Annotated in this window: 24 protein-coding genes; 6 read left to right on the forward strand and 18 right to left on the reverse strand. The window is 38.9% G+C overall.

Features of this window, described 5'->3' with window-relative positions:
* Positions 1-9: 9 nt before the first annotated feature.
* The 6 genes from E4O01_RS14520 to E4O01_RS14545 all read right to left on the reverse strand — a co-directional run bounded on the left by E4O01_RS14520 (position 10) and on the right by E4O01_RS14545 (position 5,658).
* Positions 10-1,791, reverse strand: coding sequence for an ABC transporter ATP-binding protein (locus E4O01_RS14520; RefSeq protein ID WP_253693011.1), 1,782 nt, complete (start codon positions 1,789-1,791; stop codon positions 10-12).
* Between the two features lie 218 nt (positions 1,792-2,009).
* A complete protein-coding gene (locus E4O01_RS14525; RefSeq protein WP_253693012.1) occupies positions 2,010-2,750 on the reverse strand; it encodes a histidine kinase AtcS in 741 nt (246 codons plus the stop codon).
* Complete coding sequence (locus E4O01_RS14530) at positions 2,750-3,469, reverse strand: response regulator transcription factor AtcR (protein WP_253693013.1); 720 nt, start codon at positions 3,467-3,469, stop codon at positions 2,750-2,752. The genes E4O01_RS14525 and E4O01_RS14530 overlap by 1 nt, the downstream gene beginning before the upstream one ends.
* 15 nt (positions 3,470-3,484) lie before the next feature.
* Complete coding sequence (locus tag E4O01_RS14535; protein WP_253693014.1) at positions 3,485-4,222, reverse strand: hypothetical protein; 738 nt, start codon at positions 4,220-4,222, stop codon at positions 3,485-3,487.
* A 107-nt stretch (positions 4,223-4,329) separates the two neighbouring features.
* A complete protein-coding gene (locus E4O01_RS14540) occupies positions 4,330-5,166 on the reverse strand; it encodes a PD-(D/E)XK nuclease family protein (RefSeq protein ID WP_253693015.1) in 837 nt (278 codons plus the stop codon).
* A gap of 66 nt (positions 5,167-5,232) precedes the next feature.
* Entirely contained in the window at positions 5,233-5,658 is a 426-nt protein-coding gene (locus tag E4O01_RS14545) for an HIT family protein (RefSeq protein ID WP_253693016.1), read from the reverse strand.
* Between the two features lie 279 nt (positions 5,659-5,937).
* On the opposite strand from E4O01_RS14545, the gene E4O01_RS14550 reads away from it, so the two are divergent.
* On the forward strand, positions 5,938-6,165 hold the full coding sequence (locus E4O01_RS14550; protein ID WP_253693017.1) for a hypothetical protein: 228 nt from the start codon (positions 5,938-5,940) through the stop codon (positions 6,163-6,165).
* A 118-nt stretch (positions 6,166-6,283) separates the two neighbouring features.
* On the opposite strand, the gene E4O01_RS14555 is transcribed toward E4O01_RS14550, so the two are convergent.
* The 3 genes from E4O01_RS14555 to fabF all read right to left on the reverse strand — a co-directional run bounded on the left by E4O01_RS14555 (position 6,284) and on the right by fabF (position 8,485).
* On the reverse strand, positions 6,284-6,700 hold the full coding sequence (locus tag E4O01_RS14555) for a type II toxin-antitoxin system VapC family toxin (RefSeq protein WP_253677936.1): 417 nt from the start codon (positions 6,698-6,700) through the stop codon (positions 6,284-6,286).
* Positions 6,693-6,935 carry a hypothetical protein gene (locus E4O01_RS14560; protein WP_253677937.1) on the reverse strand — a complete coding sequence of 81 codons (243 nt, stop codon included), beginning with the start codon at positions 6,933-6,935 and terminating at the stop codon, positions 6,693-6,695. The genes E4O01_RS14555 and E4O01_RS14560 overlap by 8 nt, the downstream gene beginning before the upstream one ends.
* Positions 6,936-7,249: 314 nt before the next feature.
* Positions 7,250-8,485, reverse strand: coding sequence for a beta-ketoacyl-ACP synthase II (gene fabF, locus E4O01_RS14565; RefSeq protein WP_253693018.1), 1,236 nt, complete (start codon positions 8,483-8,485; stop codon positions 7,250-7,252).
* Between the two features lie 192 nt (positions 8,486-8,677).
* On the opposite strand from fabF, the gene E4O01_RS14570 reads away from it, so the two are divergent.
* On the forward strand, positions 8,678-9,532 hold the full coding sequence (locus tag E4O01_RS14570) for an Rpn family recombination-promoting nuclease/putative transposase (RefSeq protein WP_253693019.1): 855 nt from the start codon (positions 8,678-8,680) through the stop codon (positions 9,530-9,532).
* Between the two features lie 4 nt (positions 9,533-9,536).
* On the opposite strand, the gene E4O01_RS14575 is transcribed toward E4O01_RS14570, so the two are convergent.
* A complete protein-coding gene (locus tag E4O01_RS14575; RefSeq protein ID WP_253693020.1) occupies positions 9,537-11,189 on the reverse strand; it encodes an AMP-binding protein in 1,653 nt (550 codons plus the stop codon).
* A gap of 121 nt (positions 11,190-11,310) precedes the next feature.
* Here E4O01_RS14575 and E4O01_RS14580 point away from each other — a divergent pair, with 121 nt between their 5' ends.
* The 4 genes from E4O01_RS14580 (at position 11,311) to E4O01_RS14595 (ending at position 15,782) form a co-directional block, all read left to right on the forward strand.
* Positions 11,311-12,384 carry a biotin--[acetyl-CoA-carboxylase] ligase gene (locus tag E4O01_RS14580; RefSeq protein WP_253693021.1) on the forward strand — a complete coding sequence of 358 codons (1,074 nt, stop codon included), beginning with the start codon at positions 11,311-11,313 and terminating at the stop codon, positions 12,382-12,384.
* Positions 12,385-12,506: 122 nt separating this feature from the next.
* On the forward strand, positions 12,507-13,514 hold the full coding sequence (pta, locus tag E4O01_RS14585) for a phosphate acetyltransferase (protein ID WP_253693022.1): 1,008 nt from the start codon (positions 12,507-12,509) through the stop codon (positions 13,512-13,514).
* A gap of 5 nt (positions 13,515-13,519) precedes the next feature.
* Complete coding sequence (locus E4O01_RS14590) at positions 13,520-15,403, forward strand: tetratricopeptide repeat protein (RefSeq protein ID WP_253693023.1); 1,884 nt, start codon at positions 13,520-13,522, stop codon at positions 15,401-15,403.
* Positions 15,404-15,425: 22 nt separating this feature from the next.
* Positions 15,426-15,782, forward strand: coding sequence for an arsenate reductase family protein (locus tag E4O01_RS14595; RefSeq protein ID WP_371819664.1), 357 nt, complete (start codon positions 15,426-15,428; stop codon positions 15,780-15,782).
* Here E4O01_RS14595 and abc-f read toward each other — a convergent pair.
* The 8 genes from abc-f to gyrB form a co-directional block, all read right to left on the reverse strand.
* On the reverse strand, positions 15,748-17,223 hold the full coding sequence (abc-f, locus tag E4O01_RS14600) for a ribosomal protection-like ABC-F family protein (RefSeq protein WP_253693025.1): 1,476 nt from the start codon (positions 17,221-17,223) through the stop codon (positions 15,748-15,750). The genes E4O01_RS14595 and abc-f overlap by 35 nt on opposite strands.
* A gap of 177 nt (positions 17,224-17,400) precedes the next feature.
* Positions 17,401-17,553, reverse strand: a complete 153-nt coding sequence (locus E4O01_RS14605; RefSeq protein WP_253693026.1) for a hypothetical protein — start codon at positions 17,551-17,553, stop codon at positions 17,401-17,403.
* Positions 17,554-17,576: 23 nt separating this feature from the next.
* Positions 17,577-19,679 carry a methyl-accepting chemotaxis protein gene (locus E4O01_RS14610; RefSeq protein ID WP_253693027.1) on the reverse strand — a complete coding sequence of 701 codons (2,103 nt, stop codon included), beginning with the start codon at positions 19,677-19,679 and terminating at the stop codon, positions 17,577-17,579.
* A 471-nt stretch (positions 19,680-20,150) separates the two neighbouring features.
* On the reverse strand, positions 20,151-21,041 hold the full coding sequence (locus E4O01_RS14615) for an Rpn family recombination-promoting nuclease/putative transposase (protein ID WP_253693028.1): 891 nt from the start codon (positions 21,039-21,041) through the stop codon (positions 20,151-20,153).
* A gap of 115 nt (positions 21,042-21,156) precedes the next feature.
* Entirely contained in the window at positions 21,157-22,983 is a 1,827-nt protein-coding gene (locus E4O01_RS14620) for an ABC transporter ATP-binding protein (RefSeq protein WP_253693029.1), read from the reverse strand.
* Complete coding sequence (locus E4O01_RS14625) at positions 22,984-23,658, reverse strand: hypothetical protein (RefSeq protein ID WP_253693030.1); 675 nt, start codon at positions 23,656-23,658, stop codon at positions 22,984-22,986.
* 187 nt (positions 23,659-23,845) lie between these two features.
* Positions 23,846-24,565: a DUF5058 family protein gene (locus E4O01_RS14630; protein WP_253693031.1), complete on the reverse strand. Its 720-nt coding sequence runs from the start codon at positions 24,563-24,565 to the stop codon at positions 23,846-23,848.
* A 41-nt stretch (positions 24,566-24,606) separates the two neighbouring features.
* Positions 24,607-26,523, reverse strand: coding sequence for a DNA topoisomerase (ATP-hydrolyzing) subunit B (gene gyrB, locus E4O01_RS14635; protein ID WP_253693032.1), 1,917 nt, complete (start codon positions 26,521-26,523; stop codon positions 24,607-24,609).
* Between the last annotated feature and the right edge of the window lie 109 nt (positions 26,524-26,632).

Consider the following 26,632-nt stretch of genomic DNA (forward strand, 5'->3'; position numbering starts at 1 on the left):
GTTGTCTCCTTAGTCTTGATAGTACGAGCTTTGCAGTTCGAACATTTTTTTATATTCTCCGTTTTGCTTCATTAATTCCGAATGGCTTCCTCCTTCGATTATTTTACCGTTTTCAATTAAAATAATCCTATCGCAAAAACGAGTTGAGGCAAGTCTGTGTGAAATAAAAATAGAAGTTTTATTCTTTGTCATATTATTGTACTCGGAATAAATTTGACTTTCTGCTATAGGGTCGAGGGCTGCTGTAGGTTCATCTAAAATAGAAATGGAGCCGTTTTTATATAGAGCCCTTGCAAGCATAAGACGCTGCTCTTGCCCGCCTGAAAGGTCTACCGCATTAGGCCAAACTCCTTTTACCAAATAAGTGTTTTCTTTTTCGTTTAAGGTGTCAATAATTTTTTGTAAGCCCGATTGCTTTAACGCCGAAGCAAAGTCATCTTGATTAAAAGCCTTGTTACCTGCCGTAATCATATTTTTAATTGTGTCCGGTAAAATAAATATATCTTGAAAAACAGTTGAAAATAAAGAATAGTATTCGTCAATATTATATTCGTTTATATTTTTCCCGTTTAATAAAACTTCACCTTCTGTGGGTTGAAGTAAATTCATTATTAAACAGGTTAGGGTAGTTTTTCCCGCTCCGTTTATTCCGACTATTGCAAGCTTTTCTTTATCCTCTATGCGTAAATTAAAATCTTTAAAAATATATCTACTTGAGTTGTCATATTTAAAAGAAACATTTTTTAACTCTATATCGAATTTTTTTGGCAACGGGAGCCCCTTACCTCGGTTTAGCCCGTCATCAAGTTCGCAAAAATTGCGGTAATAGTCTATTGTTAAACATTCTCTTTTTAAGTGAGTGATCTGCGAAATAATTCCCAATAGCCAGAGCGAAAATGTTTTGATTATCGAAAATAAAAAGATAAACTCTCCTATGCCTATCTCTTTGTTTAAAACCATTCCGGTTAGATAAAGGTAGGCAAGCCCGTCTCTTAAAAATATAAAAAGAGCGGATATGATTGAGCCGATAAAATTTACGGTTTTTATTTTTCTGTAACATTTGCTTATTATTTTTAAGGAGACCTTATATGCTTGAACTATCCATTTTTCTATCTTGTAGAGTTTTATGTCTTTAGCAAATTTATAATTACAAGCCTTTTGAGTAAGGTATTTCATCTTATGATGTTCTTTTTTTAAGACCTCATTTATTTCCTTACTTTTTTTTACTTCATATTTTCCGTAAAAATAACTTACCGCTCCCGATACAAAAATTAAACCGAGGAGAACGGGATTTATAGAGGCAACAAGACTTCCGAAAAAGAAAATACCTACAATGCTTACAATAAGGCTGCTTATTTTTTTAGGGAATTGCTGGCTTATCGTATCATCTCCCATACACATTTCTTGAGCTTTCCCTGAATCCAACATTCCTTTTTGCGAAGAAATATTTTTATATGAGGTTGTCCATATTTTTTGATAGAGGCTTATCATAAAATCCATTCTTTGATAAGCTCCGCGGCAATTAAGCCTTGCCGTTAAAAAGGTTTCAAGAGCTTTTAAGATTGCTACAATGAGGGCTATAATTAAAAAATTTTGAATAAAGACAAAAATCCCTGCCTTGTTTTGAATTGATTCTATTACCGTTCTCGGCAAGTAGGCACTTGCGAAAGGTGAAAGCACAAAGACCGGTATGTACAAGAGCATTAGAAAAAAAAGAATTTTATCGGTTTTAAGGATGTTTTTCGTCATATAAAGGCTGTTTTTTAAAAGCCCTCTTTCCTTTAAGTTCATAAGAACCGGCCTCCATAATTAATTTATTGACTGATTATACAATAAAAATAAAGCTTTTGGGAGAGAATGACGTAGAAGGTATCATATTTGACGCAAACGGTTGTTTTGAAAATATGCCGGCATCTTCTGCGTCACACGCCGAAAATAAATGCTCGACGTATACCAGATACGCCTCCGCTTTATTTTTACTAGGCTCCTTGAATCTGCTCTGCCTATTTTCAAAAAGGTTGGTTGCTGCTCAAAACAAGCGGAAACATGAGCTCGACGGCGAAGGCTCCTTCTTCGCTTTGGCGGTTTATAAAGGCTGAGTATTTTTTTACTATTGCATCAATTCTGCTTGAGCCGAAGCCGTGGTCTTTGCCTTGTTTTGTTGTAAGAAATTTTCCCTGAGTCTTTTTGCGGCGGCCTTCACAGGAATTTGTAAAAGAGATATAAAGGTTGCCGTTTAGCTTTCTTATGTACACCCTTATAAATCTTTTTTCTTTTTCTTTGAGGCTCAGGGTTCCCTCTATGGCGTTGTCAAAAAGATTTCCTATTATAACGCAGAGTTCAAGATCGCTCAAAGCTATATTTTGAGGAATGGAGGCTTTTATGTTTAGTTTGATATCATGGGAAAGAGCTATCGCTGTCTTTGTATTTAAGATTGCATCGCTCATTAGGTTCCCGGTTTTGATTACGCTGTCCACCTTAATTAAGTCTTCGGTTAGATTGCTTAAATAGTTTTCAAGTTCATCATAGTTTTTAAATTCGAGATAAGCTTTCATAACTTGAAGGTGATTATGAAAATCATGTCTCCACCCGCGCATTTTTTTATAGATTGAATCTACATCTTGATAATACTTGTTGATGAGTCCGTTTTGAAAATCGTCAAAACGTTTATTGACTGCCCTTTTAATTAAAAAGTACAGAAGTATAAACATCAATAAGATTAAAATCAAAACAACTATAAAAATGAACATTAATTTTCTCCTTGGGTAAAAAAGGCGATAAAAAGAGTGTTGACATTTTTATATTCTCTGCGGCTTATTGGAATTGAAGTATTATCTGCAAGAATGGCTTTTTCTTTTTGAAGCTGTCTTATGTGCATTAGGTTTGCGATAAAGGCCCTGTGCGTTTTTACGAATAGTTTGGGGTTTAATTTTTCTTCCGCCTCGGATAAATTCATCCTTGTTATGTATTCGCTTTTTAAGGTTTTTATTTTTAAATTATGCGAGATAGATTCTATAAAAACAATCTCAGTATGTTTTAATGTGATAAGTTTCCCTTCGCAGGAGAATATAAAGTTTTCTTCTTTTACTTTGTCCTGTTTTTTTAAGGCTCTATCCAAGCAATCGAAGAGCTTTTCTTTTTTTACGGGCTTCAAAAGATAGTGCAGGGCCTCAACATCATAGCCGTCCTGCATATAATCCGGTATTCCCGTTATAAAAATTATAACGGCATCGCTTTTTGTTTTTCTTATTTTTTGGGCAAGTTCTATGCCGCTTATCCTTGACATCTGTATATCCAGTAAGATTATATCTATATCGGAAAGCTCTTCAAATTCAAACCAAAACTGTTCGCCTGAAGAAAAGATACTGATTTCAGACAAAAGACTGTTTTTCTTTGCCCATTCGTTTGTATAATCTTTTAAGAGGCGGGATTGAACTTCATTATCTTCGATGACGGCTATTTTAAGCATGGTTGCGTTAATCTATTAATACAGATAAATATCCTTTTCTAAAACAGCTTGTTCTATTGACTTTAGTTTTATTTTTTTATTTAAATCAATATCATACAAAAAAAACGTCAAAGCCGTTCCATCATATTCAGTAAACAAAAGTTGGTTGTTGTCTGTAAGTCTGACTTTATATACCGAGTTTGAAACTTTAATTAAATTTTTACCGTCATAATCGGAAACATATAAGGCTACATTATCTTTTGTATTTAGAGTTTTATCGTTATTTGTGTCTTCATTTACAACAGCATAAATATTTTTATCGCAAGAAATATTATTTCTATTTGCTGCTTCAACAAATCTATATCGATATATAAAAATATTTGATTCAAATAATTTATACTCTTCGTAATTTTTATCTTTGATAAAAATTAAGTTGGTAATTCCTTCGTTACGGGATTTTGCCGAAGAATTTGCGCCGGATTTAAGAGAAGCTTTAGGTATATCATCATACAGTCCGTCAGCTTTTATTTTAGAACTTTTAAGATTAAAAATAAAAACATCTTTTATCTTTTCGTTGAATTCTATATATTCCCGTATTTCTTCTTTAGTTTCATCTTCAATAATCGCGACTTCATTTGATACGCTGTGCCGGCTGCTGAATGGGTCAAATATATCTATCATAACAATAACCCATGTAATAATTCCCAAAATCGAAAAAATAAAAATTAACACAAAATCAATTTTTTTGATTAATTCAAACGATATTTTTTTCATTGTATGTCTCCTACGCTTATGAATATTATATTAGCATTATTGTATATCTTTTGAGCAAGAAGTACAAGATGACGATAAAATAATAAATTATTATCGGGAAGTGTATATTATGCAAATTCTAGATCAGAAAAACTTACGCTTATAGCTGAATTTTGATTGAATTTTTTATATATTGGTTTTTTCAATATTAGCGGATTATCCAAAACATAGATGTATGCTTTATCATCATCAGAATTATAAATACGAGAACGAGGGGTTTTAGGCGGTATAATTTCTTTTACGGGATATAATTTTTTTATCAATACTTTTTTTGCATCTGTATCCCATTCACGAATCCCGATAAATATTGGTTGGTGATAATTGTCATTTCTATAAACAAGGTCTTCCTCTATTCTTTTGATCTCAGCATCTTTATTGATGACAACCGCCCATATGTCTATATCCGATATTTTCATATTTTGACTCCCTGTAAGATAACTATCAAATTCATCTGCGATATTTATAGTTATGTTGTATTTTTTGATTACTTCATATATTTCTTTCCATTCTTTATACAGAATCTTTACATTAGTGTTTGCTGAAAATTCAATTTGATTATTATACTGTGTTAGCAATATAAGAATCTTTTTCGGCTGACTGTAATTTTCAAGAATTTTTAAATACCTATTCATTTGATCTTGTCCAACAGTGCTTAGCCCTATTTTAGTTTCTATAACTATTGCATAATTCTTGCTTAAACAAAGGATATCAAAACGTGCAGAACCAAAACTGGGCTCATAATAAACTTCTAGTGTCTTAACATCTTCCTTTTTAAATTTAAAGTTTTCGCATTTTATAATTTCTCGAATTACCCTATAGTCAGAATAAAATAAGCAAGCCAAAGTTCTTGATAAGCCGGTTTCTTTACGATTGTATAAATCAAACAATGATTTTATTTTTTCCATTTTTTCTCCATGCTTAAAGTATTGCTATAGCACACATCAAAAATTATAAAGGTATACTGTTTTACTTTACAAATTTTCTCGTATTTCTTTAGCCACACGCTCTAATTCTTCTCTATTCGGTTTATTATTATAGTACCTTTCAGAAAATTGTAGTTTAAATCCGTCATCTTTATATCTTGGGAAACAGTGTATATGAGCATGGCTCACTTCTTGAAAGGCTGCTTCTCCATCTGCTAAAAAATAGTTAATACCCTCACATTTTATTTTAGACTGACGTATTGCTTTGTTAATTTTATTTGTTACCATAAACATTTTAGATGTTATCTTGTCATCGATTTTATATATGTATTGTTCGTGTATTTTTGGAATTATTAATACATGGCCTGCATTTACAGGCTGAATATCCAAAAATGCTAAGCAATCATCATCTTCATAAATCTTACTTGCGGGGATTTCTCCCTTTATAATTTTACAAAATATACAATTATCCATTTTTGCTGTCTCCTATTTAGATTATGCTCTTAACAAAACTTCTTCATCCTTAATCCTACATCAATACCTCATTTTTTTCAAGTAAGAAAAAGCATTTGTGTGTCCACAAACCGGAGAAGGTACCCCTAGGCACAGAAGTAAAAGCTATAGCAAAATTTCAAGCCGAATACTATGCAAGCATGTCAGATAAATGATAAAATAGTAGCTGAACAATGTTTATACTGAATCGGATTAAACTAATCTTACTAAGGAGAAAATAATGGTAGAGGTTGATATTTAATGACAATTCAAGATTTTATTAATGAGCATAAAATAGATTTTGATACATATGAAGCCCGCCCTGCTTGGAGCGGTTATAAAGTATATTTGGTATGGCTAAAAAGACAAGAGGGGGCTTGTGTAGGTTATCCGCAGTATGCACTAGAGAAGGACCATAAAATAAGGCTATCCACGTTGGAAGAGACAATAGCTATTATGAAATCGGATATACAAGATACTGACGATTAAATGCCGATTCCGCATAAACTTTGCTTTAAGCGGTTAGTTTGTAAGCCTAATATTCGCTTAACCTGCATTTGCGGCTTGTACGCAATGTTAGGTTGAGGCGGGTTTTATGTGTACCTTTTTACAAATCACCTATGTATACAACATTAACTTCCACAACTTGTTTTAGATGTGCATCATTTGTAAGAAAATAATTGCATCCGCATTCTATACTTGAAGCCAACTGTAATGCATCACCCAATTTTACGCCTTTATGTTTTGCACGTATTTTTGCAGCTCGTTCAGCAATCGCATCGTTTATATAGCATTTCAGAAAACCAAAATTTAAAAGAAAATTCTTATACAAGTCAATTTTATCCAACTGGTTTTCTTCTATCGGTTTTACAAAAAATTCAGCATCGGTAACTGTCGAGGTATAAAATTCTGCATTTAAATTTTTATATCTCAGAAGAAATTTTTTTACGGGTAAAACAAATGGCTGTACATTATCAAGAAGATAAATCAACGGGTTTGTATCAACAAAAACACACTCAGCCAATTATTCTATCCTCGCGCAATCTCCGCTGATATTCAACAGGATCCTCGTTTGCCCAAAGTCCACCCATACATCCTGTATAAGAGTCAAGCATTTTAGACCAATTTTTATCTTCTTTTTTTGAGTCATGGCTTACAGGTTTAGCTATAGATTTTACTAAAACTGAGAGGAGTTCAACCCTGTCTTCGTATGGAAGTGCTACAGCTGTGGCTGTTACTCTAGCAAGTGCTGTTTCCATAATAAAACCTCCAAAAGTAAATCTTATTTCTGATTATAGCATATTGTATCAAATTTTTCTATACGGTTATTTTTTTGTATTTTGTGATATGACACAGTCAACTGAATTTATCAAAAATATGCAATACTTAATAAAGTTTTCCACTTTCTGTTTCCTATTTTAGCAAATGCTGTCCGGAAGGCAGTTCACATAACATAAATCAGCCCTATTTATATCCTACATCAAAACCTGTCCTTTTTCAACTAACAAAAAACCGTTCAAAATGTTGGAAGTCCATACATTCTGAACGGTTTTGTCTTATCCGTTTAAACCTCTTATTTTATTTTTTTAAAGATTGCGACACCGTTATGGCCTCCGAAGCCGAGGGAGCCTGAGGCGGCGCAGTTTATTTCGCCTTTTACTCCCTTGTTGGGAACATAGTCTAGGTCGCAGCCGGCTTCAAGGTCGGGTTCGGTTAGGTTGATGGTCGGAGGATAAAAGCCTTCTTCCATTGCCTTTATACAGAAAATAGCTTCAAGAGCTCCTGCGGCACCGAGACAGTGGCCTATCATCGACTTGGTTGAAGAAATCTTCATCTTATAAGCATGGTCTCCAAAGGCCTTTTTAATCATTGCAGTTTCTGCGGGGTCGTTGATCGGTGTTGAAGTTCCGTGAGCGTTATAGTATTGAACTTCTTCAGGTTTTACGCCTGCATCAGCTAAGGCATTGGTGATGGCTAAAGCTCCTCCGTCTCCTGAAGGGTCGGGGCTGGTTAAGTGGTAGGCATCGGAAGAGGCTCCATAGCCTGCAAACTCTGCGTATATTTTGGCTCCTCTTTTTTTGGCGTGTTCATATTCTTCGAGGATGAGAATGCCTGAGCCTTCTCCCATTACAAAGCCTGAACGCTTTTTATCGAAGGGGCAGCAAGCCTTGGCAGGATCGCCTGAAGCTAGTGTTTGCAAAATTGTAAATCCGCTTATTCCGAAACCTGTAATCGTAGATTCCGTTCCGCCTGATACGCATACATCGAGCCTTCCTGAGCGTACGAGGTCTAATGCGTTTCCGAGAGCATCGGTACCGGAGGCACAGGCTGTGGCCAATGTCCAAGACGGACCCTTTATGCCGAACTGCATACTTATATTTCCGGCTGCTTCGTTAGGGATGAGAAGGGGAACGGTCATGGGAGGAATACGGTCGGGCGCAACTTGAAAGTATTTTTTAAAGGCTTCTTGATAGATTTCAAAACCGCCTATGCCGTTTCCTATAATGATACCTGTGCGGTTTGCATCAATGTTTTCTTTTGAAAGGCCTGCATCCTTCATCGCTTGTGAAGCCGCGGCTACGGCAAATTGGGTAAAGCGTGCCATTTTGCGTGCATCTTTTTTATCCATAAATTGCGAAGCATCAAAATTTTTTACTTCTGCCGCTATTTGAATCTTAAAATCGGTACAATCAAATTGGGTAATGTTTCCGATTCCGCATTTACCTGCTTTGATTCCTTCCCATGTTTCATCGAGGGTGTTCCCGATGGGAGTTACGGCACCAAGGCCTGTAATTACAACTCTTCTCATATAAACTCCTTTTTTGCGTAAGTCTTCCGCATTTTGTTCACATAACAGTTTATAGCACAAAGTGTACTTGCTTTTGCTCTGTGTGTCAAGGCCGATTTTTATGAAGTTGTGGAAATTGATTTTGTAATAAAGAAGTATTCCCTTACAAAACTCGTTAATCTATGCTATAATACAATCGATGAGGGAAGGGCTATGAGTACGTCAAACAGAAAATACAAGGATTCGGTTTTTGTTGATTTGTTCAGCGAAGATGAAAAGGCAAAAGAAAATTTTTTATCTCTTTATAATGCCTTACATGGTACGAATCTTACGGCAGTGGAGCAGTTAAAAAATATCAGGCTTGATCAGGTTCTCTATATGATATTCTATAATGATGTCTCCTACCTTGTAGATAACAAAATTATAGTTCTGGCAGAACATCAATCAACAATAAACCCAAACATGCCTTTACGCTGCCTTGAATATGTAAGCCGCCTTTATGAAACCCTCTTTGAGTCCAAAGAAAAATACAGCCGTAAACTTCTAAAAATTCCGAGACCTGAGTTCTATGTTTTTTACAATGGGGAAGAAAGCTATCCTTCCGATAAAACACTGAAACTATCGGATGCTTTCATAGAAAAGCCAACAGAAACTAATCTTGAGTTGGTTGTTAAGGTAATAAACATAAACCGGCAAAATCGTCATCCTATATTGGAAAACTGTAAAACGATGCAGGAATACAGTATATTTGTAGAAACGGTAAGGAAGTGGAAAGAAATAGATACGCAAAGCGGCTTTTTCAAAGCCGTTGAAGAATGTATACAAAACAATATTTTGCGTGAATATCTAAAACGCAAGACCAAGGAGGTAATCAACATGTTACTAGCCGAATATGATTATGAAACCGATATAGCCGTACAACGGGCAGAAGAAAGGGAAATAGCCTTTGCCGAAGGCTCATACCAAAAATCACTCGAAACGGCAAAAAAATTGCTTGAAATGGGTTTTAGCTCAGATTCTATTATAAAAGCAACAGGTTTAACTCTAAAAGAAATAGAAGCTTTATAAAGTATCAATCCTTTTGACTCCTTATGGCGGCTCTGCTTATCTTTCCGTTGTGGGTCTTAGGCAGGGCTTCTACAAATTCGAGAGAGCGCGGAGCCTTGTAGAGGGCTGCATTTTTCTTTGCAAAGAACATAAGCTCCTTTTCCAAGGCTTGGCTCGGCTTGTAGGTTTTGTTTAAAACAACAAAGGCCTTTACAGCCTGCCCTCTTTTCGGGTCAGGAACTCCGGTTACTGCACATTCAAAAACAGCCGGGTGTTGAAGCAAAACGGATTCCACCTCGAAGGGGCTTATACGAAAGCCGGAGCTTTTTATAAGGTCATCGGTTCGGCTTTCAAACCAAAAATAGCCGTCCTCATCCCTATAGGCTGCATCTCCCGTGTGATAAACTCCGCCCTTAAAAACCTCTGCTGTTTTTTCTTCATTTTTATAATAGCCGCCGAACATTCCGAAAGGGATTTTTTTATCCAAGCGTAAGATTATTTCTCCCGATTCTCCTGCCTCGCAAGAAGAACCGTCGGGGCGGATAATATCTATCTCATAGCCGGGGGCCGGTTTTCCCATCGAGCCGGGTTTTATTTTCATTCCCGGGAAGGTGCCGGTTGTGAGGGTAAGCTCTGTTTGGCCGTAGCCCTCGCGCAGCTCCAATCCTGTTTTTTCTTTAAAGGTGTTGAAAATATCCATGCTCAAGGCTTCGCCTGCCGTTGTGCACTCTTCGAGAGAAGATAAATCATAGTCTTCTATTTTTTCGCGGATTAAATATCTGTAAACCGTCGGCGGAGCGCAAAAGGAAGTTACCTTGTATTTTGATAATTTTTCGAGCAGATGTTTAGGGATGAACATCTTCATATCGTACACAAAGACGGAACAGCCGCAAAGCCACTGCCCATAGATTTTTCCCCACATGGCTTTCGCCCAGCCTGTTTCCGCAACGCTTAAATGCCTTCCGCCTTCTTTTACATTTTGCCAAAACTTTGCCGTTGCTATGTGCCCGAGCGGATATAGAAAATTATGCTCTACCATTTTAGGATTGCCCGAAGTGCCGGAAGTAAAGTACAAAAGAGCCGTGTCATTTCCGCAAGGATAGGCGTCTCCTGCTGGGGGCGTAAACTCATCGCTCATATTTTTTACAAGCTTATCAAAGGAAATCCAGCCCTCCATCTCGTCGTGAATCCAAACAAGAAGGGGTTTATTATAAGCGGATTCGGCTGCCTTTTGAATTTCTTCCTGTAAGTTTTTTTCTTGTACGGCCATGACCATTTTTATATTGGCTGATTGAAGGCGGTATTCGATGTCGTGGGCTGCGAGCTGAACCGTTGCAGGAATGGCTATGGCTCCGATCTTATGCAGGGCCGGAAGAACGAACCAAAACTCATATCTTCTTCTCAAAAAAAGCAAAACCGTGTCGCCTTTTCCTATTCCCATCGCCTTAAAAAAGTTTGCCGTCTTATTTATCTGCTTTGCCAATTCTCCGAACGAAAAAATCCTTTCTTCGGTTTCATCACACCAGACGAGGGCTTCCGTTTGAGGGCTTTCCTTAGCCATTCTATCTATTATATCGTAAGCAAAATTAAAATTTTCGGGAGCTTTGACTGAAAAAGAGTTATGTACTGTTTCCCAATCATCGCTTTCAATATAGTTTATGTATTCTTTATAAAACATTTTTTCACCTATAAGACTATAGACAAAGCTTTTCCCAAAAGGTTGCAATAGAAAAAAACGAAAAAATATGCTAGAATTTGGTTTTAAAAAAGAGGATTTATTTTAAAGAAGGCTTATTTTTATGGGAGAGCTTATATCAAGGACAACGAGCGATATCCTTTTGGATATGCTGATAGAACAAAACGGAAAACCTCTTTCGGGCGAAGAAGCTGCCTTGCGCTTGGGGCTTTCGCGGGTTTCCGTTTGGAAGGCAGTACAAAAGCTAAGGGGTGAAGGCTATGATATCGAAGGCGGAAAAAATAAGGGCTATGTACTAAAGTCTTCTTCCGATGTGTTAAACGCTTTTTTTATCGAAAAGAACTTATCAGGCCCTGCGAAATCTGTTTGCGGCGGTAAAATCGAGGTTTTTAAGACGATAGATTCTACAAACACCGAGGCGAAAAGGAGGTTGAATTCTTGCAGCAATTCAGAGCTGCTCCACGGAACTCTTCTCTTTGCTGAGCACCAAAGTGCCGGAAGGGGCCGCTTTTCGCGAAAGTTTTATTCACCTGAAGGAGCGGGCCTCTATTTTAGTCTTATTTTTTCCCCCTCAATTCGGGTAAAAGATAATAGGGAAGCTCCCGATCCAAGTCTTTACACGGCAATTTCGGCAGTAGTCATATGCCGCTGTTTGCAAGAATTGGGCTTTTCTCCAAAAATAAAATGGGTAAACGATATCTATCTTAACGGAAAAAAAATATGCGGTATCTTAAGCGAAGGAATTATCGATATGGAAACCTCTTTGGTGCAGGCCGTAATTATCGGCATAGGCCTCAACGTAAAAGAGTCGAATTTTCCTCCCGAACTCAAAAACAAGGCCGGCTCACTTTTTAGTGAGACTCTTTCACTTTCCGGCAAAGCCGGTATTCCGTTTAAAGAAGTCTCTTCTTTCAACCGGAATGCCCTAGCTTCTTCTATTATATCAAATCTAATTGAAGCATTTTACGGCCTGCATTCTCAAAGCAGATTAATGGAAGAGTATAGAAGGCTATCCCTCCTTACAGGAAAAAAAGTGAAGGTTTTGCCCTTTGCCGGCGCCCCCTATGAAGCCTTAGTTCTGGGAATCAGCGATTTGGGTCATCTTATAATAGAAACAGAGGAAGGAAAAAAGGAAGAAGTGATTTCTGGTGAGGTTAGTTTGGAGCTTGAGGCTTAAAAACTTTATTTTTAGTATCGGCATTTTGCTAGACATAAACACTAAAACATGCTAAAATACAGTGCAAGTAAAAAATTGTTAGTCCGATTTAAACATGCGGAAAAGATTTAGGAGATAAAGTTATGAGTTTTGTAGATGAGATGAAAAGAAAGGCAAAAATGTACGCTAACCGCCTTGTTTTGCCTGAAGGTACTGAAGAAAGGACTCTCAAAGCAGCCCGATCTATCGTAGATGAAAAATTGGTGTCGGAGCTTTTTTTAATCGGTTCCGATGAGGCTGTTTCTGCTGCCGCTTCCAAGGCAGGAGTAAAGCTTGATGGTATCAAGATAATCGACCCGAAAAAATCCGAATGGCTTGATTCCTTTGCCGAAAGCTATTACGAAAAAAGAAAGGCCAAGGGCATGACCCTCGAACAGGCTAAAATAGATATGAGTGCAGATTTAGGCTTTGCCGCAATGATGCTCGTTCAGGATAAGGCAGATGCTATGGTTGCAGGAGCCTTAAACACAACAGCTGATGTTCTCCGTGCAGGCTTAAAGGTTATCGGAACTCTTCCCGGAATGAAAACCGCTTCTTCATGTTTTTTGATGGATACAAAAAATCCCAAACTCGGAGCAAACGGAGTCTTTATCTTTTCGGACTGTGCCGTCATTCCTACTCCCAGCTCGGAACAGCTGGCCGACATTGCCTGCTCTGCCGCCATGAGCTGTAGAACCTTTGCAGGAGTTGAGCCCATTGTTGCCATGCTCTCCTTTTCTACAAAGGGCTCAGGAGGCGACAAGGATGAAAATATTTTACGCGTCCGCGAAGCCGTAAAAATCTTAGAGGAAAGAAAGCCCGACTTTGTCTTTGACGGAGAAATTCAGTTGGATTGTGCTATAGTTCCTTCCGTTATGCAAAAGAAGGCTGCCGATTCTCCCGTCAAGGGACAGGCCAATACCCTGATCTTCCCTGACCTTGGAGCCGGAAATATCGGATACAAACTGGTACAAAGAATTGCCGGAGCAGAGGCCCTTGGACCTTTCCTCCAGGGCTTTGCAAAGCCCATATCCGACCTTTCCAGAGGCTGTTCGGTAGACGACATAATCACCACCTCGGCTGTAACTTTGGTTCAAGCCGGAAGAAAATAAAGACTATGGCTAAGTCTGTAAATGCGCTTATAAATGAAGCCATTGAAGCCGGAAAAAAACGCGACTATAAGACTTCAATTTTAATTTTAGAAAAACTTGCCGCAGAAGGCTTAGCCGAAGTATCTTCTCCCTTTTACGGCGAAAAAAAGGGAAATCCCGAAATATATTTATACCTGTCAAGGGCTTGGGCTGCCGTACACAATTACGGCAGATCCATCGCCTATGGCAAGGCCTACGTTAAAAGGTGCTCATCGGACCTTGCTGTAAATAGCACAAGTCTTCCTATGGGCTTCTTTTTTTTGGGCCGCTCCTATTTGGCTGCGGGACAGTATGACAAAGCTGTTTATTGCCTTGAAAAAAGCTTAAAACTCAACCCTCATCCTCTTGAAACGAGGGCAATGCTGGGCTCTGCCTATTTAAAATGGAAAAAGCCGCGGCTTGCCAGAGAAACCTTTGAGGGAGCCTTAAAATTTGCTCCTTCCGATGCAAAGCTGAATGCCGGATATTTAAACTCTCTTTTTGTGGAGGGTGTCTATGAATTAAGATGCGGCAACGCAAATATGGCCCGCCAAATGTTCAGCTTTGCAATAAAAAACGGAATCGACGGAGTTGCTCCTCGGCTCTACCTTGCGCATGCCCTCAAAATGGAAGGCTATCTTCCCGAAGCTCTATGTCAGTACGAGGCTGCCTGCGAGTTTGAACCCGATGATCCTGCCCTAAAATGGTACCCTGCAATGATAAAGATGCAGCTGGGCGATGCTGCCGGAGCCGCCGAAGACTTTGCAAAGTTGGGAATTGAGCTTCCCGATGACGGAGTTTCGGACCGCTTTTTTGCAATGGGCGTTATCAAAAAGCACATGGAACGTGGAGACTATTCAAGGGCTGCCGTTGCTGCCCGCATCTTTATAAAAAGTTTTGGAAGCGATGCCGAAATCAGGCTTCTTGCTGCAGAAGCTCAGCGTTCTATGGGCAACACCAACACGGCCTTAGGCCATTATAAATGTGCAATCGAACACGAACCTGAAAACCCTTATCCGCATTATGGCATAATGCTTGCCCTCCAAGAAGCATACCGCTGGGAAGAGCTCAGTGCTGCAATCCTGCGGGCCGAAGCAAGCGGAGTTTGCGATGCGGACGATATTTATTATTATAAAATAATTACCGCCGCCCATATCGATAATCCGCCCGAAGAAGTCTTACCTCATCTTCAAGCCCTTATTCAAAACGGAAAAGCCGATTCGGCAATCTTTAATGCGATGGGCTGCTGCTACATAAAACTTAACATGCCTGACTTGGCTCTCAACTGGTATGAAAGAACTTTAAGCATCAATGAAAAAGATGAAGAAGCTAAAATAGGAATTATCGCCTCTTACGAAAATTTACAATTAAATAAAGAAGCCGATGAGGCCTATGAAGCCTATCTAAAGGAATGGGGAAGAAATATTTACATAAGGCGGGACTACGTACTATTTTTGGAAAAATGCGAGCGTTGGGAAGATGCCGGCAACCAGCTTGAAATTTTGATGAGCCAAGGAGAAAAAGTTAATTTTGATCCCGAACTTGCCTTGTTCCGTCGAAAGGCCGGGCAGTACCAAAAAGCTGCTATCCTATATAGAAAGATGCTTAGGGCTAAGCCTGAGGAAAGACTTTTATTACATAATCTTGTATTTTGTCTTGATAAGATGGGGCAAACAAAGATTGCCCTCGACCTATTAAAAGCTGCCGAAAAAATGTTCGGTATTAAAACCGATTCTCTGCTTATCAAGGGTATCCTTCAAATGCGCTTAAAAAAGAAAGAAGATGCAATAAAAACTTTTCAATACATATTGGAAAAAGAACCTAAAAACAAACATGCAGCCGAATTCTTGGAAAAAGCTTACGGGAAGTAATTACTTTATTTATGGAGGAATGATGATTTTTATTTATTATCCGAAATGTACTACATGTATAAATGCAAAAAAATGGCTCGATGATCACGGGCTTTCTTATACAGAAAGATATATCAAGGAGAAAAATCCTACAGCTGCCGAAATTAAAAAATGGCATAAAAAGAGCGGCCTGCCCTTAAAGAAATTTTTTAACACAAGCGGTTTGGTTTATCGCGGTTTAAACCTTAAAGAAAAATTACCGAACATGAGTGATGCGGAAATGTATAATCTTCTCGCAAGCGACGGTATGTTGGTAAAACGCCCCTTGTTAATTACCGAAACTTCTGTCCTCATCGGTTTTAAACCTAAGGATTGGGAAGCAGCTCTACAAAATCGGTAGAAACTTTTTCGTTAAATTTTTTGTCGTGCTCTACCAAGATAATTGCGGGACTGTACTTTAAAATCATCCTTTCGATTTGAAGACGGGAAATAACGTCGATATAGTTTAAAGGCTCGTCCCAAATATAAAGATGTGCCGGCTCGCAGATGGAGCGGGCAAGCAGCACTTTCTTTTTTTGACCGCTTGAATAGGTTTCCATTTTCTTGTCGAAATTGTCCTGCGAAAAATTCAGCTTTCTTAAGGTTGTCAAAAAAACCGTTTTATCTATATTGCACTCTTCGATAAAATCGAAAAGAGGCCCTTTTAAAAAATCGAAGTTTTGCGGGATATAAGAAACTTTTAATCCTTGCGCTTTTTTTAAGGTGCCGGAAAATTCTATTTTTTCTCCCGTCAGTAATCTTAAAATGCTTGACTTGCCTGCACCGTTTTTTCCGTTAAGGCTTAAAACCTCACCGGGTGCAAGGGAAAAGTCAATCGGTGAAAAAATCTTTTTACCGCCATAAGAAACCGAAAGTGAGGAAGCTTCAATAAGGTGTTTTGCATGATGAGTTAGAGGCCTCATAGGAATGTCTTCGATTATTTCGATGTTTTTTAAAAGTTTTTCCTTTTCGGCAACTGCCTTGTTTGCATTCCGCTCGATATTTTTCGCCCTCTTCATCAGCTTGGCGGCTTTGTGCGATATAAAGCCTCTGTCGCAAGGGCCTTGTCCTGTTTTTGTTTTTTCTTTTAAGTCTGCCCAGCCCACCTTTTGACGGGCGGCTTCTTTAAGGCGTTTTATTTCTTTACGCAGCCGGATATTTTTTTCCAACTCAAAATTATCCTGCCGGATTTTATTTTCTTCCCAAGTGTCATAGTTGCCGTTTTGTACATAGATTTTATTTTTTTCGATTGTTAAAACGCGGTCAACAGTCCGGTTTAAAAAATCTCTGTCATGCGAAACAAGAATAAACCCTTTTTTCTTTTTTAGATAATCGGCGGCAGCGGCCCGCCCGTAAGCATCCAAATGGTTTGTAGGCTCGTCAATCAGCATAAACGCGTTTTCATGTAAAAACATAACAGCAAGCAGCACCTTAATTTGCTCGCCCGAACTTAAGGTTTTAAAGGGTCTGTCTGCAATTTCTTCGGCGGAAACTTCCAGTAGGGAAAGCTCGCAATCGAGTTGCCAGTCTTCGAGATGAGGCAGACGGGAAAGAACCGCCTCGCGGACAGTCTTTTTTTCTTCAAGTGCATAAGGGAAATATTCAAAGCTCACAGGAGAGATAATCTTCCCTGAATATTCGAGTTTGTTCCGGAGTAAATTTAAAAAGGTGGTTTTCCCGTAGCCGTTCCTTCCTATAAGACCAAGCTTCCAATCCGTATCCAACTGTAAATTAAGATTTTCAAAAACAGGTTCCGCCGAACCATAATAAGCAAAGGCTAAATTCTTAACATCTATTAACATAAACATTCCTTAAAATTAATATTAGTTTTGAGACAAGATTTTAAATTTGAAGAATGTTTAGTTATTCATTTTAGATATTAAAAACTTCCTTTGATAAAAGATTTGTTATTTATTGGACCGATTGTACCACAAAATACGATACGGGTCAAGGCTGTACTTTAATGCTCTTGTTGTAAATTAAGTTTGAGATTTTTCAATATCCTTATGGCTTTTTCTTACTGCGTCTACAGAAAGTTTAATGGCCTCAGCGGTTCGGGTGATGTACTGAGCCGTAGGGCCATTTTTTAACTTTTCTGCAAACCATACTTTTATAAAGTTCTTTTTTTTCATCAACTTACCATTTACCAATTAATTTAAACCTTAAATTTTCCTACCTCTTTAGAAAGGTTGTCAATGCTTTGCTTATTCTTTTGGCTGATGTTGTTTACATCTTGGACGGCATTGCTTATTTGAATTGCACCTGAGGCCATTTCGTTCATGCTGTCGGTAATAACGCGCGTAAGTTCATCTAGTTTGCGCATTTCTTCGGCTACATTCTCTCCGCCTTTTAACATTTCAGCAGAGCCGTCATTTACTTCATTTGTTACCATGTTGATATCACGGATTGCAGTCAAAACTTCGCGGCTGCCGTTTTCCTGTTCGCGCATAGCATCCATTAGATTTTGACTCATTGTTTTTACCTGATCCGAAAGTTCAAAAATAATGTTGAACTTTTCTTCTGCAGTTTTTGCAGAGTCCGACAAGGTCTGTATTTCTCCCGATAGTATTTTAAGAGTAGAGGTGATGGTTTTGCCCTGAGTGCTTGATTCTTCTGCAAGTTTTCGGATTTCGTCTGCAACGACGGCAAAGCCTTTACCGGCTTCCCCTGCATGTGCGGCTTCAATTGCGGCATTCATTGCAAGCAAGTTTGTCTGGCTTGCAATATGCTGAATTACGTTTGAAGCCTCAAGTAGTCCGCCCGATTCTTCTGCAATGCGCTGAGTTACGCTGTTTGCACCTGTAACGGTTTCCTTGCCGTCTGCCGTAGCACTTGCAAGAGTTTTTATAACATCATTTGTTTTGTCGAGGGTTTGAGTGATCGAAGCGATGTTGCCGACCATTTGCTCGATGGCGGATGAAGATTCTGCAACGCTCGCTGCCTGATTTTCGATACTGGTGTTTAGCTGTTTTATTGTGCGGATAATTTCTTCAATAGTAGCGGCTGTTTCTGTAACGCTGGCAGCTTGAGTAAGAGTCTGTTGTTTTACGCCGTCGATATTTGCACTTATTTGATGGACTGCACTTGCAGTTTCCGTCATGTTGCTTGCAAGCTCTGTACCGATGTTGGTCATCTCGCTGCTGTTTTCTCCGACGGTTTTAATGGACGAGCCTATTTTTTCTATGGTCTGATTAAAGTACTGAGAAAGGTCGGTAACTTCGTCATTTCCGATAAGAGGCAGACGGACAGTTAAATCTCCTTCACCGTCAGATATATTTTGTAAAGCCTTAACGACAACTTTTATGGGTTTTATCATTCGGTGCGTGATAATAAAAACAATAATTAGGCTTATAAGTAAAATACCTAAGCCTATTATAATCATTTCAAGTCTCAAGTCATCGATAGTTTTCATAAATTCTTCTACAGGAGCATTAACAATTACTGTCCAGTCGGTATTTTTCATCTTTGCATAAGAGGCTATTTTTTTTACGCCTTTGTATTCAAAATATCCTACTGACGGTTCTTCCATTTCGACTGCCATTTTTTCAAAAGATCCGCAGGATTTAAGACTAGGATCGGTTTTGGATTCTTCATATGCATTTGAGCGTGATTCAACCAAGCTGAAATCTTTGTCGGCGACTGTACTGCCCGATTTGTCCAAGATATAGCATTCTCCTGTCTGTCCGACTACAATGTCGTCAATTACGTTAGAAAGATGTTCAGCATGGACATCGGCTGCCAATACCGCAACGATTTTTCTGTCCAAATTATAGACGGGAACGGCAAAGCTGATTGCGAATTTTCCGTCTGCCCGTGAGAGAATCGGCTCTGTTACAAATTTTTTCCCCCTAATTGCAGATTTAAACCATTCTCGGTCTTGTACCGAAACCAATTTCGTATTGGATAAATGGACATTCCCATTAGCATCACAGATAACCAAATTATTTATCAGCTTATTAAATTCTTCTTCGTGCTTTAAAAAGGTTATTTTTTCTGCGTATGAAATAGATGGATCAGTTAAGGCCGGCATACGTGCAATCCCTTCAAAAAACTGAAACAAGGCATTGATCTTACTGTCAATAATTTCTGCCGTGTCGGTTGCCTTGTCTTTAAGATGTATCTCAATCTTTTCCATAACTGCTTTGCGTGCAGTTTGCACTCCCATAAGCGCCAGTGTAAACCCGGCTGCAAAAATTAATGCGCTGAACACAATCATAAGCTTATTGCGCATTGAAAAACGTTTTCTTTCTTTTTTCATTTGTAAACTCCTTTATTGATGTGAAATTTATTATTTGAGTAATAGTGGTATATTGTGTTCTCTTTGTAATAATCCTTTTTGCAAATAAGCGAAGCAGATTCCGGCAGCGTACAAAAAATACCCGAGGGCATGGCAAATAATGTCCGTCCATGAACATTGTTTGCCTGCGAGTTTATAAATAAACTCGTATAATCGTAACTGCCGGCATCCGTGCCGGAACTTATACGTCGAGGACTGTTTTTTGTTAAGCGATAACGCAGATACCGATTTATTTGCAAAATTCGGGGTTATACAGTATTTGCTGCTATTTTGTCTAGTGGGTTTTGAGAAAAAGTTTAAATTTTTTAATAAAAAAACACTACACGATACCATGTCAAGTATTATAAGGGAAAGAAGCTGAGTTGTCAAGTAACGAATGTCAAAGTACAAATAAACGGCACTCGCCCTTCGCACTTCGACATTTGTACTTTATTACAGTTTTTCGATTTCTTCAATGCTTAAACCTGTAGCTTTCGCGATAGCTTCTACTGCAAAGCCCATTTCGGCTAAGTTTTTTGCCGTTTCAAGTTTAGTTTGATAAGAGCCTTGAGATATACCTTTCTCAATGCCTTGCTCAAAGCCTTGTTTTATTCCAATCATTAGACTTTCTTGTCTTTGTACAGCTATGTCTGTGTCGTAATCATATTCGGCTAGTAACATATTTATTACCTCCCTTGATTTTCTCATTAAGTATTCTTTTAAGATTCCTTTTTCTATACATATCTTTACCGCATTGGTAAAGCCGTTTTCAGGGTCGAGTTGTGTTTGCTTTCTTACCTCTTCTACAAAAAGACTGTATTCTTCAAGCAGTTTGCAACGGTTGAGTACTTCAGCTCCCTTACTTTTGTTGATGTTAAATACCTTTACCTCAAGTTCTAAGGGTACCCGTTCAGGCTTTGCGATAAAGGCATCCGACAATTTTAGCGTTGTAGTTTCAGGATAATCTTCTGTGCCGTTATAAAATACATAGAATTCAGGTGTGGGTATTTTTGATAATTTTCTTAAATACCTGTCGGTAGGTGTTTGAAGTTTCTCATAGAGCCTTGCTATATATTGTAAAAAGCGTAAAGGCATATTTTCATTTATAGTTGACTGATGTTCAGCAAGCACTATGATTTTACCGTCTACAAGACAAGAAACATCGTTTATAATGTTCATGTACATGACATTATCGAGCCTTATGTTTTCTACAGGACAAGAAAGCGGTAGATTTGTACCATGCAAGGCATTATAAAGCGATAAAAAGTTTTCTTTTGCTTTTTCGTCTTCGCTAAATAAATCGACAAAAACCGAGTCTTTGTATTTGCGGTTTGAACTGCTCATGACTACCCCCTTGTGTTTATATTCCGGCAAGGATGCCGGTTGGTTTCATATAGTATAGCATAGATTAGCGGATTTTTAAAGATTAGGCATAGATAAATCGCTATTTATGATTAAATTATAGATTTTCTTCTATAAAATTTTTTCTTTGGCTGTTATAAAGTTCTGCAAATAAACCGTTTTGAGCTAGAAGGCTTTCAAAGGTTCCTTTTTCGATTACGCAGCCGGAATCTATTACGATTATATCGCTGCAGGACTTTACGCTTCCCATCCTATGAGTTACGATAAGCGAGATTTTTCCCTTGCCTTGCATAAGAATGCTTTCGATAAATTCGTTTTCGGCTATCGGGTCTATCGCTGAGGTAGGTTCGTCAAAAAATATTATATCGCTTTTTTTGATGAAGGAACGCAAGGCTGCAAGCCTCTGTCTTTGCCCTCCTGAAAATTCTTTGCCGCCGTATTGCATTCCTAAAACAAGGGAGTAATTATTTTCAAGTTTCTTTTCAAAGTCTTTTCCTAAATATTTTACCTTTTCTACCTTTTCTCGTTCTTCTTCCCCAGAGTGCTCAGGCTTTACAAAAATATTTTCGTCCACAGTGTAGCCTGCGTAAACGGCAAAGTCTTGGAATACCGCCGAGAGCCTTTCCCTGTATGAATCCATATCCAAATCACAAAGATTATATTTACCGTTTATTATGATGCTTCCTTCTTGGGGCGTGTAAAAGCCCGTTAAAAGTTTTATCAAGGTGGTTTTGCCGCTGCCGTTTTTTCCTACAACTGCATAAGTTTTTTTACCGTCTATAAAAAGAGATAAATCTTTTATTGCATAATCGCTTATATCGTTTCCGTCCTTGTCGAATTCCTTTCCTCTATAAGCAAAACGAATATTCTTTAACTCGATGGATTCTATTTTTTCGTTTAAGATTATCCGCTCGGATTTTTCAATACCCTGATTTTTCTCGTTCCAATCCATAATATCAAAATAGTTTTGAAAGTACCCCATTATCGTAAAATACCATCTTCCGTACATAGCCAAATCCTGTATTTCGTATTGGGTGTACATAAAGGCTTGTACATAACCTGCTACGGCACCGACTGCAATTCTTTTTTTTACGACAATAAAAATCATTAAGAAAAATAAGGCTATCATAATCAGGGCGGAAACCAAGCTTGTAATCAATTGAAAGGCTAAGCCCCTATGAGCAATTTTGATAAAGTTTTTTAAATACTCATCTTTTATGCTCAAATAAGTATTTTTAAAGTTTTTGGTAAAGCCGAATAAAAAATTATCCTTTGCTTTTTCGCCTTCAAGTCCGTGCTTAATGTATGTAGCCATATTGAGTCTCTTATCTTGGAGCTTTTCGGTTTCAGCCCACTGAAGTTTTCCCGCCTTTTGCGAAATTAAAAACACGGGCAGGGTTGAAAAAATCATTAAAACCGGCAAAAGATAATCGATTGAAAATAGGACTGCAAACATGCTTATTAAATTTACAATGCGCTGAAAATTTAAAATGATGTTAAAAACATAGTTTTGAGGCCTAACCTGTAATTGTTCCCTTACCATGTCGACTTTTACGAGGTTTTCTCTTTTTTCAAAAAAAGAAAGATCGGTAAGACTTGCCAATTTTTCGGATAGGCCCGTCATAATGGATGCAGAAAATTTTTCGTGGATGAGGGCGTTTAAGGTTCCTTGCAGTTTTACGGCCAATTCGGAAGCGAGGGTGATAACAGCCCAAGCCGCCAAAAGCTTAAAAGTTTCCCCAAAGGCGATTTCCTTTGAGCTTTGTAAAAAACCGGCAATCAGGTCGATGAGCTTCATCGAAATAAAAATTCTTAAAGACGGGAAAACACCCAAAGCAAGGGTGAGCACAATTACGGCACTTACCCTTAAAGGTGAGGCCTTAAAAAAAAGCTTAAAGGTTCTGATAAAAGGATATTTAGTCATTTATATCTTCCCTTTCTTATACATTATCCTCGTGTATATGATTGTAATAATAGCTCCGACAGGGATGAGCATACTTATGGCCTTTCCCAGCTGAGGCATGGCAATAAAAAGAATCAGCATAAAGGCAAAGGGAACAACGGCAATCTTGGGATTTTTTGCGACGAAGACTACCAAGAGTCCGCCGAAAAGGGCAGGCAGGATGTTTTTAAAGGCCGGAGCCATGATGGGAGATTCCAAAATTGGTTTTAACTGAGTTAGCAAAAGCATTCCCGCTATTAAAATAAGGGTTGTTGTTATGGAAGAAACTGCGACGGCTATTGTGGTAACTACGTCGCCTTCTTCGGTGTTGGCTTCAACTTTTGCGGCCTCCAAGGCCAAGACTCCGCAGGGAACTTTTAAGTTTGTTAAGTTCCCTGTGATAAAGCCTACATAGGTTCCGCCTGCTCCTAGCATGGGTGCAAAGGTAAAGGCTTCAATAATTCCTACCGGCCAAAAAATAACGGCAACACCGAAAAGCCCCCTCAAAAGAAGCCAAAAATTGGGCCAAGTATTATAGTAAATACAGGTAAAAAGAGGATAAGAAAGAAACATTATAATGGCACCTACCATCCATATTCTTCCCCACCTATGTACACTTTTTTCGTATGAACTGAATTCAATCTGTTTATCTTTCATAACTCCTCCTATAAAAACTTTTTGCAGCAAATCTCAATTTGCGAAAAAAGTTTTTTCAAGTGTGTGCGGAAAGCACACACATACAATAATGCGACGTTTTGTACCTTAGGTACAAAACTCGGTAGATAAACAGTGAGGCTGAATTTCTGCCGAACTGTTTATCGTTTCTCCTATAAGAACCGCTGATTTAACCTATCAACATTGTAATCGGAATGGAAAAGGCCATCCCGCCCAAAAGGCTTATCGGCATAGCATAGCTTTCAAGCCATTTAGCCCTTGTCTTCTTTACGATTAAACCGCAGATAAGCATTAAGATGGCCGAAAAGAACATCACAAAAACGGGAATCCATCCCTTGAGTCCCAGACGAATTTCGGAAAATATCATTCCTAAAAAGGCTGAAATCATTCCCATAAAGAGGGCATCGATGAGGAGCTTGCTCCATTTTTCATCCTTGGACTTCATCTTAATAAGATTTTTTTGCATCTTGGGTAAGAAAAGAGCAATCACCACAATCCCCGAAATTATTCCGAGGGCCATAACCCAAGAAATAGTCGTATAGGCTGCCGCATCTGCAATCGGCTGATCCAAGGGAATATCCAAGACCGATGCTGCTGTGCTTGCAGCTGTAAGCTCATAGGTTAAGGCCCCTAGAACCGAAAGACGAAGCCAAGGCAGGGGAAGACCTAAAAATTTGGAAAGGCTTATCATTCCCAGAATAATGGAAATGGCGGGAGCGATCGTAAAAACCGCCGCTCCGGAAATAATTTGCTTTATCTTTTTTTTGGGCATGTTTAACTCTTTTGCCCGCTTTAAAGCCTTTACCAAAAAAAAGACTGATTGCAGCAAAACAAAGAGAATCACAACTCCCGCAAACCAAAAGAGCACAGAACTATTAACATCAAACATACATACCCCCAAACTTTTTTTATCGATTAATCAAATATTTATTACACATCCAAATTTGCGTAGACGGCGTTTTCTTCGATGAACTTTCGGCGGGGCTCTACTTCTTCGCCCATTAGGGTGCTGAAAATTCTGTCGGCTTCAACGGCATCGGGAAGGGTAACCCTCATCATCTTCCGCCTTGCAGGGTCCATGGTCGTTTCCCAAAGCTGGGTTCCGTCCATTTCACCCAAACCCTTGTAGCGCTGAACAGCTGCATTGTTTCCCCGTCCGATTTCGTCCAAAACGGAATCCCTTTCATCATCATTGTAAACATACCACTCTTTTTTATTGTGAGAAATTTTATAAAGGGGCGGCATGGCAATGTAGACATAGCCTCTTTCGATAACCTGAGGCATGTATCTAAAAAAGAATGTTAATAGCAAGGTGCGGATATGGGAGCCGTCAACATCGGCATCGGCCATTATTATGACCTTGTGATAGCGGAGTTTTTCTATATTAAAATCCTTGCCTATACCTGTGCCGAGGGTAGCAATAATCGGCTGGAGCTTTTCGTTGTTTACAACCTTGTCGAGACGAGTTTTTTCGACATTGAGCATTTTTCCCCAAAGGGGGAGGATGGCCTGAGTTTTGCTGTCCCTGCCTTTTTTGGCTGAACCGCCTGCAGAGTCTCCCTCAACTATGTAAACTTCACATGCTTCGGGGTCTTTTAAAGAACAGTCTGCAAGTTTTCCGGGGAGACCGAAGCTGTCTAAACCGCTCTTTCTTCTGGTAGCTTCCTTTGCTCTTCGGGCGGCAATGCGGGCTGCAGCCTCGGCAACGCATTTTTCCAAAACCTTTTCGACCTCGTTAGGGTTTTGCTCAAAAAAGAGGGTGAGCTTTTCGTTTACAAAAGAATCGACTATACCGCGAACATCGCTGTTGCCCAGTTTTGTTTTGGTTTGTCCTTCAAACTGGGGTTCGGGAACTTTCACGGAAACGATGGCGGTAAGACCTGCTCGGACATCTTCACCCGTGAGTTTTTCTTCCTTATCCATCTTTTTTACAAGTTTAGGATATTTCTTTAAAAACTCGTTCATTACGCGGGTGAGGGCTGTCTTAAAGCCTTCAAGATGAGTTCCTCCCTCGCGTGTATTTATATCGTTTACAAAGGAAAGAAGGTTTTCGTTATATCCGTCATTGTACTGAAGGGCAGCCTCGCAGATAATATCGTTTTTTTCGCCTTCGATAAAAACCGGAGCTTTAGGGAAAACTTGTTTTGATTCGTTTAAATAAGAAACAAACTGAGATATTCCGCCCTCAAAGGCAAAGGTAACTTCTTTTGGAGTGGAAAGGCGTTCATCCCTCATCGTGATGGAAATTCGGCTGTTTAAGAAGGCCAGTTCCCTCAAACGGGTTGCAAGCACTTCAAAATTGTATACGGTAGTTTCGGTAAAGATGGAAGAATCTACTGCCCACCTGATAACCGTACCGCTTTTTTCGGTTTCGCCTATTTTTTTTACGGGTTCAAGGATTGAGCCTTTTTCAAACTTTGCATAGTGCTCAAAGCCGTCCTTGTAAACCTTGGCTTCCATCCAGACTGAAAGAGCGTTTACAACCGAAACACCTACACCGTGCAAACCGCCCGAAACCTTGTAGGAGCCCTTGTCGAACTTACCTCCGGCATGGAGGCGGGTTAAAACCAGCTCCAAGGCACTTATTTTTTCTGTCGGGTGAATATCTACAGGAATACCTCGGCCGTTGTCTTCTACACGCACAATATCGTTCGGTTCAAGAACTACCAAGATTTTATCGCAAAACCCGGCCATAGCCTCGTCTATACAGTTATCTACGACCTCATAAACAAGATGATGAAGGCCGTCCGGCCCCGTTGAACCTATATACATACCCGGTCTTTTTCTGACCGCTTCCAATCCCTTTAAAACCGTAATATTATTTGCCGAATAATTTGACTTTGTCATTTTTTTTTCCTTAAAAACTTATAAATTCCCATAAAATTTGACAATAAATGCCTTTTTTCATTCTATCATTATTGCAAAAAAAAGTAAAGAAGTAGTATAATGGCCGGGT

The sequence above is a fragment of the Treponema sp. OMZ 790 genome (genome assembly GCF_024181285.1).
In the GTDB taxonomy this organism is placed as follows: Bacteria; Spirochaetota; Spirochaetia; order Treponematales; family Treponemataceae; genus Treponema_B.